General features: G+C 46.0%; 5 protein-coding genes and 2 pseudogenes. 3 read left to right on the top strand and 4 right to left on the bottom strand.

Features of this window, described 5'->3' with window-relative positions; translation table 11 throughout:
- The 3 genes and pseudogenes from A3751_RS11775 to A3751_RS11765 all read right to left on the bottom strand — a co-directional run.
- Positions 1-407 (bottom strand): annotated as a pseudogene (locus A3751_RS11775) (hypothetical protein); the annotation flags it as partial.
- 90 nt (positions 408-497) lie between these two features.
- Entirely contained in the window at positions 498-932 is a 435-nt protein-coding gene (locus A3751_RS11770) for a hypothetical protein (RefSeq protein ID WP_068456157.1), read from the bottom strand.
- 165 nt (positions 933-1097) lie between these two features.
- Complete coding sequence (locus tag A3751_RS11765) at positions 1098-3725, bottom strand: LuxR C-terminal-related transcriptional regulator (protein WP_068456154.1); 2628 nt, start codon at positions 3723-3725, stop codon at positions 1098-1100.
- 389 nt (positions 3726-4114) lie between these two features.
- Here A3751_RS11765 and A3751_RS11760 point away from each other — a divergent pair, with 389 nt between their 5' ends.
- The 3 genes from A3751_RS11760 (at position 4115) to fdxA (ending at position 10467) form a co-directional block, all read left to right on the top strand.
- Positions 4115-6865 (top strand): peroxidase family protein, encoded by a 2751-nt coding sequence (locus tag A3751_RS11760; protein ID WP_068456151.1) that lies wholly within the window; start codon positions 4115-4117, stop codon positions 6863-6865.
- A 458-nt stretch (positions 6866-7323) separates the two neighbouring features.
- Entirely contained in the window at positions 7324-10005 is a 2682-nt protein-coding gene (gene mutS / locus A3751_RS11755; RefSeq protein ID WP_197466297.1) for a DNA mismatch repair protein MutS, read from the top strand.
- A 138-nt stretch (positions 10006-10143) separates the two neighbouring features.
- Entirely contained in the window at positions 10144-10467 is a 324-nt protein-coding gene (gene fdxA, locus A3751_RS11750) for a ferredoxin FdxA (protein WP_068456148.1), read from the top strand.
- Positions 10468-10498: 31 nt separating this feature from the next.
- Here the strand turns inward: fdxA and A3751_RS23535 are convergent.
- A pseudogene (locus A3751_RS23535) lies at positions 10499-10802 on the bottom strand (hypothetical protein); the annotation flags it as partial.

The following is a 10802-nucleotide window of genomic DNA, read 5'->3' as shown; positions in this document are numbered from 1 at the left end:
GCGCCATACTGTTGGATAGTCGATTGTAGATTCGCGCTATCCTCTTTCAACTCGAGACTGTCGCCCTTGGGGAACATTTGGCGCACGCCTAAACGGAGATTTGTCATCGGCTCTTGGTCGAATGCAAATGTATCAACCGGAAGATTTTGCATCCCGGCGAAAACAACTGGGTCAGGAAGGTAATTAGCCCCCTCGCTTTGCTTTGTAAACCTAAGCTGTTGCTGCTCAAATTGTTGAAGCTTGAAATCGTGCTGTTTCGCGGTATTTAAGACTTCATCTAGGGTTAGCGCTGATTTGTTCGCCGCTTGCGCATGTGCGGTTGCCCACGGCTGTAACAGCACTCCAAAGGCAAAAGTCAGATATAGCAAACCATGAAGGCGGCATTTGACCGAGTTATTCCGAGACATTGTTCATTCCAAAAGTTAATCAATATTTCACCTGAACGCTTTAAGCCTTAAATCAAAGCTAACTGCGGCAGACGGATTTATAGCGCTAACTTAGGAAATTGGAGGTGGGTTGGAGTGCTCAAATGAGGGAGGCTGATAAAATGACATGCTCAAACTATGCGAGTGATCGGATAGGTCTGGAGTGAACAAAGAATTCAAGAGAGAAACATTTAGTGACTGATGACAACCACCCTGTCCACATAAACATTGTTCTTCACAACAGTCGACCGTGAGGCTATCGTTTACATTAACTTTGTCTGACAACAGGGCATTTTCATGATGCGAGAAAGAATAATGCGGCGCTACTTTTTGCTCTGACTGATCACAATGCGCCATTTCCCGCTGAACCGCGACCGGTACCGGGCCATCTACAGCATCATCAAAACCAGCAAACAATACTTTACCCACCGCCGGAGCGACTCCACCTAGAGCGAGTGCACACGAGATGAGCAATGCAATTGTTCTTAAATATTTGGTTCTGATCATGTCTTAAAGTTGCCATAGCGTGTCGATAGACGCAAGTCTTTGACCCAAAAGATCTAGTTAGTTCAATAAATTGCTAACCAATTATCCTTGCGCGTCGAAAAAGCGTCGAAGCACCCAATTACTTACTTAGGATTGTTGTTCCCTTAGCCCAGGGCAAAAATAGTATTAAGAGTGCGTGAGGCCGATACTGACGGCTTCGGTGCGATTTTTTACACCGAGCTTGTTATAGATATTTTTCAAGTGCCATTTGGTTGTCGAGACCGCAATTCCAGACTCTTCGCTAATCGCCTCATTCGTTGCCCCAGAGAGTAATAGCTCGAAAATTCCAAGTTCCTTATCCGTCAGTATCCGCTTAATTTTTATGTCATGCTTTTCCAAACCATTGGCCTGTAATAATTCGCCAAATGTCTCATAAAAAAGCGGGGGTAATTTTAGCTTTCCTTGGGCAATTCCAGCGTTAAATACATCGACTACTCCTGGCGCTTCGTCGAATACGCTACGTGAGAAACACACTAAGCCATATCGGTCTATTAGGCGAATTAAAGCGTTTACTGCGGAATCTGCGTTCCCTTGCAGAAAAAGCAGCGTGGTGAGGTTACTCCTAGCAACCAAAGCTCTTAGTTTCACTCCTTGGAGATCTAGAGCATCAGCCAGCTCAATTAATAATTCTGTTGCCTGCTTCAGCCGGTTCTTTGAAATCAACCAGTAAACGGCAGCTAATGAGAGTCGTTCACGCCACTCTTCATAATATTTTGATGCGCCTAGCGCGCCCTTCTCTAGATGTTCAGACAGAGAATACCGCTCGTATATAAAGTGACATTCCGCTTTATCCTGCATGGTAAATGCCTGGCGCATTTTTTCTTGTACGACTTGGCTACTAAATCTCAGATTATCGCCTAACGATAATATCCGCTCTAACTGCTCAAGCAATCTTGCTGCCCTAGGACTATCACCTTCGATGTGCATTATTCGTGAGCTATACAGATACACCATTACGACAGCTTCGGTAGCGCATGCATGATTTACCAATGGTACGAGTTCCGCCCCCAAAGACTTTGACGCTTTGAGCTGGTTTTGTTCGTATTCAACCACCATCATTCCGGTCGCCAAATTGACCCAGCGAGGCGTTTTATTTCCATGCCGAATGGGATTAAAGACTTTAGACATATGCTGAACCGCTTCTATTCCTCGACCAAGGTAACGATCGCAAAGAATGATGATCGGCGTAGCAAAGCTATCGAACAGATCATGAGACATATGCTTTAGGTCTGATTGAACTTCGCTAGCCATTCTAAATGCTTTGTTTAATTGGCCATGGCACATCAGAAAATACGCATCAAGAACCTTATCAAAAGCTCTCACCTCCACCGGAGTCTGGGTCGCCCCATCGGATCTTAGAGGAGAATACTTTTCAACTTCGGAGTCATTTTGAAATACAGAAAGAATACGTTGAAAGAAAACACAATATGCAGCTAGATGTCGCTCATGCTGCAATGATGAAATACCTATTAAAACATCTAAATAATAAGACGCCTGATTAAACCGTCGCGAGAAAATCAGAGCATACAATTGGTAGATCAGAAGCTGGCTGTTTGCAGTAAAATCATCATCTGACAAGTCGTTCAGCTCTTGTACTACAGGCTCTAGATCGCCTTTTTTTACCCACTTACTGCAAGCCTCGCCAAGCAACATAAGGTGATAGTCCCGGTCAGCGGTCAGCTTTGCATGATAGACGGCTTCGGTTAATTCTCCGATTCTAATAAAATAACGAGATGCGGAGAGGTGTAATTTTGCGATATAACTGCGGCCCTTCTGACGCTCCAACATACTCAACAAAACATCCCTCAACAGTGGATGATACCGATACCAACCTGGGCGTTGAGGATCAGGCCTTAGGAAGAGGTCCTGCATTCTCACCTCTTCTAATCCGGCATTTGCTGAATTAACCATCAAAGCGTTCTCGCAAATATCGCGATTGAATGCATTACAAACCGAAGTTGCGAGAACAAAATCTTTCTGTTCACGAGTTAGGCGATGAACGACCTCCTGCCCAAAGTAATCGAGCAACTCCAGCTGTGTGCCATCAAACGAATCGATTGAACCCTCATTGGCTTTGTCAAAAGCAAGAAGCGCCATTTTTGCGCCTACAAACCACCCATCGGTTTTATCTAAGAGTTTAACAACTTGGCCAGCATCCAATTGGGGAGCTCCAATTGCGCAGTTCAAGCGCTCTAAATCGCCTTTATTAAGTTTAAAATCGTGACTATCTAAAACAAAAATTCGGTCATTAATTTTCATTCTAGTGATCGGTAGTTCGGGGTAATCGCGGCAGGAAATAATAAGATTCACGTGATCTGGCAGACTATCGATCAGCTTACTAATAATATGATGAACCTGTGTCGATTTGATCTCATGAAAATCATCGAGCACTATTAGTAAAGGGCACTCAAATTGATTGAGCGCTTGGCGAAACGTCTGGGTAAATAAGCTTGGATCTGTTTCTCGATCATCCTTGTAGAGACTGAAAAACTGCTCATCCCAAAGAGGCATGATGTTTTTGACCGCTTCAAACATCTCGACAAATAAGTTATGCCCATTGTTGTCATTATGTCGATCCGACACGTTTAAAAAACAGACTTTAGTGTTTGGCTCATACTGAGCTAAATGTGCCCTATATTGTTCAAGAAGCGTCGTTTTGCCGGATCCGGCTGGCGCGACAGTGAGTGTTAAAGGGTGCTCGCGCCCTTTCTTTAAAAGTGCTAAGAGGTCTTGTCGAAGAATATAGTTTGTCATAATTATTATTTTATTATTTTCAGCATACAGTCGTTATTGCTATATACATTGACTCAGTATTATTTTTGCAACAATAGATCTACATCCCTAATTGGAAGTTATTTATTCAAATGTGAACAAGAGCATACTTCGGCCATCTCCTTCCAGCCTACGCAGCAAGAGCATAAGCACCCTAACACATTGTATTAAATGTACTTTTTATAACCTCAGTTCTCGGAAAATTCTTCACCCCCCCCTCTTTCGGATAGGTGCATATCGAACAAGCTCATAAGATATTACCGCTCCGAACGCCAGCTCTGGAACTTAGTTGTAAGAGGAAACATATGTATCTCTCTTTAAAGATTTAAGACCTAGCAAACGAACTAAAACAAAAATATCGGAGGCACTAAATGTTTAATTCAGTATGGGTAACTTGGCCAGCACTCGCCAAGCTCGGAACTTTGGGAGTAGCCGCTGCGGCACTTTCAATCGGTTTGGAGCGTACCGAACTTTTAGAGAACAACATGATCCCTACCGAGGATCTTGAGCAAATCAATAGCACGATTGTATGTGATGACCGGTCCAAAACAGCAAGAACCGAGGATGGAACCTGTAACATCTTAGAAAACCCAGCAGAAGGTTCGGTTTACCGACGCTTTGGCCGCAACGTACAACTTGAGGCGGCACAGGGAGAAACCGAGGCGAATACGCTACTAACGCCCAACCCTAGAGAGATTAGTAACAGCCTGATGGCGCGCGAGGAGTTTAAGCCCGCAACGAGCATCAATTTTATCGCTGCAGCGTGGATACAGTTCATGGTTCATGACTGGGTAAGCCACGGCGCAAATACAAGCAATGATCCTATTCTGGTACAGCTGCCTGATGGCGATCCTCTCGGGAATGGTGTTCTCGAGATAGAAAGGACGACTCCTGATTTAGACCGGTCTGAAAGTGATGCAGATCTTCCACCAACCTATCGAAACGTCAATACCCACTGGTGGGATGGTTCACAGTTATATGGCAGCGATAAGGCAACCAGTGACAGCATTCGTTCTTTTGACGATGGTAAGTTAATCGTAGAGAGCGACGGCACCCTACCGAACGAGTTTTGGAGCGGTGTACCAATTACCGGGTTCAACGATAACTGGTGGCTCGGATTAAGCATGATGCACCAACTCTTTACACTAGAGCACAATGCTATTGCCGAACGCTTGAAACAAACGAACCCCGAAGCGTCAGATCAGTGGCTGTACGATCGTGCCCGCCTCGTCAATTCGGCGCTCATGGCAAAAATTCATACCGTAGAATGGACCCCTGCATTACTCCAAAACCCTGCACTTGAGCTATCGATGGAATCCAACTGGTGGGGCATCACACGCGATCCAGAAACACGCGACACTATTCAGAACATCTCTGATGACCTGAAGGGGCCTAGCTCCTGGATCGTCAACACAATCGCACTTTTCGACCCTGAAAAAGCAGAGAAAATTGCTACACCCGGATCTATCGACCATATCCTAGGTGGTTTAGTTGGTCAGGCAAAACCAAACAACTATGGGGTTCCGTATTCCCTCACCGAAGAATTTGTCGCGGTCTATCGAATGCACCCGCTACTCAGGGATGCAGTCGATGTCTATGATATTGGCTCAAATATTGTTGCCAACAGCATTCCTCTAGAAAACACTCGTGACGGTGATGCAGAAGACATTCTCGTCACAGAAGGAGGCGATCGACTATGGTACTCGTTCGGTATCACCAACCCTGGTTCGCTGACACTCAATAATTACCCAGAGTTTTTGCGTAATCTTTCTATGCCGCTAATTGGCGATATTGATTTGGCAACGATCGACATAATACGAGACCGTGAACGCGGAATACCACGTTACAACGAGTTTCGTCGTCAAATTGGGCTTAATCCAATTACCAAGTTTGAGGATCTAACTACTGAGCCTACGACCCTTGCCGAGTTGAAACGCATATATAACAACGATATTGAGCAGATAGACGCACTCGTTGGTCAGCTTGCAGAAACTATTCGTCCAGATGGCTTTGCTTTTGGTGAGACAGCTTTCCAAGTCTTCATCCTCAATGCATCTCGTCGTCTCATGACGGACCGTTTTTTTACAGAAAGCTATACGCCGGAAGTATATACGCAGGACGGAATCGACTGGGTTGAAAGCAACACAATGATTGATGTTATTCGCCGTCACTTCCCGACGCTAGATTTTAGCCTCACCGGCGTTGAAAATGCATTCAAACCATGGGATCTAAAAATCCCGGAAGACTACAAACAGTGGGCTGCCTGCGATAAGGAATCACTTCTTTGGACCAATGGTGCGCAACGAACAGAGTACGAACCAGGCGAACGTCCTGATTTGGAGCCCGTAGACATTGGAGGCCTTATTGACTCGGTACTATGGGAAAAGGTAAATCGTAAAGACGATGTTGCTCCCCTTGGGTATGAAAAGCCAATTCATGCTTATGGTTCAATGGCGACGGTTGCATTCGAAGCGACCGACAACCACCCATACACTGGCGTATTCAAGGGCGCCGAATGTGGATTATTGCGACTCTCAGTAACGGGCGATCCGAATGACAGAGGCTTCGCACCGGGCTTAGCGTGGAAGGTATTCGTTGACGGTAAAAATTCGCGTAACGTATCCGCCCTTTTCACTCTTTCAGGCCAAGACGATAATCATGATTTCTTCTTGAACGAGTTATCCAATTACGTTGATAAAGAAATAAACGAAACATTGGGAACTACCGCCCTTTTCTCTTTAGTTTCAACAAAACCAACCACGCTTTCTGTAGGAAAGATGGCGAAGGTTAAAGCAGATGGTAGCGAAGAGGCTTCCGTTGTATCACCAACTCAAATCTACTTCGTACCTAGAGCTGAGGTTAAGGGGCTTTTCGAGAGCGCATCGCATGATTTCCGAGACGATCTTGAGTTGCTGCCGGTGGGCACCCCCATTTACGACGTTTATGCTACCTCCAAAAACATTAGAACCTCTATATTTCCGTACTTTCATAACAAGTACGCAAGGGATCGAAGAAGTAGCGCTGTAAAAGTGGGGACCATAAAATCGACATCAGAATTTAACAGCTCTTCATTTGGTGACGGTGGCGTTTTCTTCAGGCATCAGCGGGTCGAAGATCAGTAGTCTAATTCGACCAGTTTTATACTATGCGTCTATTCCGTGAGACCGCATAGTAAACGCCCTAGTCTTTCGTCGGGGCCTTTACCGGCCTCGCTAGCTTAATCCCTAGCGAGGCTTTTTTTGATTTGATATCAAACAAAATAGCCAGAAAGCGCCCTACTCAATACGCATGTTTGCGCAAGCCTGCCAATTAGGGCTAAAGCACCACAGCAGCTCTTATCTACCGACACATCCAATACCGATAATCGAACGAGAGGCACAAGTTCTTTTCGCCCCTTTTATTCAGCGATACTTTTGAGCACCAATTCTGTATTATCAACCTCGGTAAAAAAACGCCCTTTTTGTATTTGCAATGATGGCGACATTCCCAAGAAAAAATCTTAAGCCAAGCTAAGACAGATCAAGCAGCACGATCAATATCAACACTCACAACTTGCATAACCACGATCCAAATAACGCACATGACAGATTCCGCAGCAAATAACCCTAACGATACTCTAGCAAAGCCGTCATCCAAGCCGAGTAAACAACAGCACACCCCTATGATGGTGCAGTACTTTCAGATTAAAGAGCAGCACCCCAATGAAATTGTGTTTTATCGCATGGGGGATTTTTATGAGCTGTTTTATGACGATGCTAAAACCGCGTCTCATTTGCTCGACATCACGCTGACAGCGCGCGGCAAGTCCGGCGGCGAGCCAATTCCAATGGCCGGCGTACCCCATCATGCGGCGGAAGGTTATATCGCGAAGCTTGTAAAATGCGGCATATCGATCGCAGTAGCTGAGCAGATTGGCGATCCAGCGACCAGTAAAGGCCCCGTAGAGCGAAAAGTGGTTCGCGTTGTTACGCCTGGCACACTGACTGACGAAGCATTTTTGGATGAGCGATCGGAGAACTTGCTTGGGGCGATTACTCACAAAGACAATGTATTCGGTATAGCATGGCTTGAGCTTTCATCTGGCCGATTCCATTTAACTGAGGTATCAGGTTTAAGCAACTTGATCGCTGAAGTGCATCGCCTTAAGCCTGCCGAGCTGCTGGTGAGCGACGATTTCCCTTATGAAGATTCACTCGGCCTTAAAACTTCTTTACGCCGACAGGGTCCTTGGCACTTCGAGTTAGACTCTTGTGAGCGTCTACTTTCAAAGCACTTTAAAACAAAAGACCTTGGTGGTTTTGGTTGCGATGATTTTAGCGTCGCCATTGGCGCAGCTGGCGCACTCCTCCAATACGTTAAAGATACCCAACACGACGAGTTATCGCACATCTCTTCAATGAGCAAAGAGTCCCTGTCAGACAGCATACTCATTGATGCAGCAAGTAGAAAGAATCTTGAGATTGATTCAACAACGCAAGGCGATTCTACCAATACCCTTAGCTGGGTGCTTGATCATTGTCACACAGCAATGGGAAGTCGCCTGTTGCGCCGTTGGCTAAATCAACCGACGCGTTTAAAAAAGGTAGCAGAGTTACGCCATAGCAGCGTTGCGGAACTCCTGAGTGACTACCAGTTCGATGTCGTTTGCGAGCAATTAAAACACGTAAGTGATATCGAACGAATATTAGCCCGCGTCGCTCTTCGCTCTGCGAGACCAAGAGACCTTACTCGGCTAAGAGATACGTTGGCGATCTTGCCAGCACTTCAACTCGCACTCAAGCCACTGACGTCAGAGCTTATATCTCAGCTGAAGGCCCGAATTTCGGAACACCCCACTCTAGCGGAAAAACTTGAAGCTGCTGTAGTTGATAACCCGCCGGTCGTTGTTCGGGATGGTGGCGTCATTAAGCCTGGATACGATCCCGAGCTTGATGAGCTGCGCGACATAAGTGAGAACGCAGGTCAGTTTCTTGTAGATCTCGAGACTCGAGAGCGGGAAGAAACGGGAGTTAGCACTCTCAAAGTAGGTTACAACCGCGTTCACGGTTACTTTATTGAAATTAGCAAAGCGCAGAGCGATCAAGCACCGGTACATTACGTTCGCCGGCAAACGCTTAAAAACGCAGAGCGATTCATCACGCCAGAGCTAAAAGAATTTGAAGACAAAGCGCTGAGCTCTAAAAGTCGTGCCTTGAGCCGGGAAAAGGCGCTCTACGAGACCTTAATCGAAGAGCTAAACGAGGCACTCCACCCATTACAGGAATGCGCAAGCGGACTTGCAGAAATTGATGTTTTGGCGAATTTCGCAGAACGTGCATCCAACCTCAATTATGTTCAGCCGACACTGGTTGACGAAAAGCTGGTTAAAATTGATGCAGGTCGACACCCTGTTGTTGAGCGCTTGATTGACGAGCCTTTTGTTCCTAATGACGTTTACATGGATCGGCAACGCGAGATGCTGGTCATTACTGGTCCCAATATGGGCGGTAAATCCACATACATGCGCCAAACGGCAATTATCGCTTTACTGGCATATTGCGGCTGTTTTGTGCCAGCTGACGGCGCAACAATCGGCCCTATCGATCAAATATTTACGCGTATGGGCAGTGCAGACGATACAGCGGGCGGGCGTTCAACCTTTATGGTTGAGATGACGGAAACCGCCAACATACTAAACAACGCAACACAAAATAGCTTAGTGCTAATGGATGAAGTTGGGCGAGGTACCAGTACATTTGATGGCTTATCCCTTGCTTGGTCGTCTGCCCAGCACCTTGCAAACAACGTAAATGCTTTTACTCTGTTTGCGACGCATTACTTTGAGATGACAGAATTGGGCGAGCAATTAGGCAATGTTGTGAACGTCCATCTAAAGGCAACCGAACACGATGACCGAATTATCTTCCTCCATAACGTTCTCGATGGCTCCGCTAGCAAGAGCTACGGACTACAAGTCGCACAATTAGCCGGCGTACCGCAGGTGGTAGTTGATCACGCGAAGCAAAAGCTGCTGCAATTAGAGCTTGGTTCACACAAAGATTACGGGCAAGATTCCACCTCTGCTCAGGCAAAAAACGTTGCATGTGCACAGAAAAGTGGACAACCAGCTCTTGCCAACAGTGATGACGAATTCCTTCAGGCGGATATGTTTGCAACCGCGCCCAGCCCCATAGAGCAGCAGCTAAAATCGATCGATATAGACGCTTTGTCCCCCAGGGATGCACTAAATTTGCTCTATGAGCTAAAAACAAAACTTAATTAAAACAGCAAAGCGTTATAATGAAATAACGGAATGCTCTTGAACCAACATAAGTGCATCGCTAGAATTGCAAAGCTTCGCGAGAAGCCACAATAATTTTAGTTCGCGCAACGTTTTTAATAATCAAGGTTAGATACGCCCATGACTTTTGTAGTGACCGATAACTGTGTTAAGTGCAAGTACACCGACTGTGTTGAAGTATGCCCTGTAGACTGTTTTTATGAGGGGCCGAACTTTTTGGTTATCGATCCAGATGAGTGCATAGACTGCGCGTTGTGTGAGCCAGAATGTCCTGCCAACGCCATTTTCTCAGAAGACGAGCTACCTGCAGATCAAGTTCAATATATAGAGCTCAATGCTGATCTTTGCCAAACCTGGCCAAACATCACTGAGCAGAAAGATCCTCTCCCAGACGCGAAAGAATGGGATGGAGTTCCAGACAAGCTCCAGTATTTGGAAAAGTAAGCGCCGTATACTCAGAAAAAACCGCTGATCTTCAGCGGTTTTTTTGTATTTGTTTGGTGGGCGCTTCCGCTCTAGCCGCAATTGGGCTGTGACAATGACGGCATAAATACCTTGCTTGCTGATTGATCACTTTCTTGTGTCGTATTGATGTAAGCTCGTGTACTCGTCCACGGCAGGCACAACCATATTCATAGCGTTTCAAGCGCCGAGCCGGCTTCGTATCATATTGATGAGTCACTTCAGGTTTCTGTCGTAGCACCTCGCTCATTACCGACTGCCACTCTTTTCCATGCGGACGGACGTTGCGCCCGTACAACTGAAACACAATAAAATGT

This window comes from Oleiphilus sp. HI0080 (assembly GCF_001635135.1).
The sequence above is the reverse complement of the archived record's forward strand: the minus strand, read 5'-3'. Positions and strand labels throughout refer to the sequence as shown.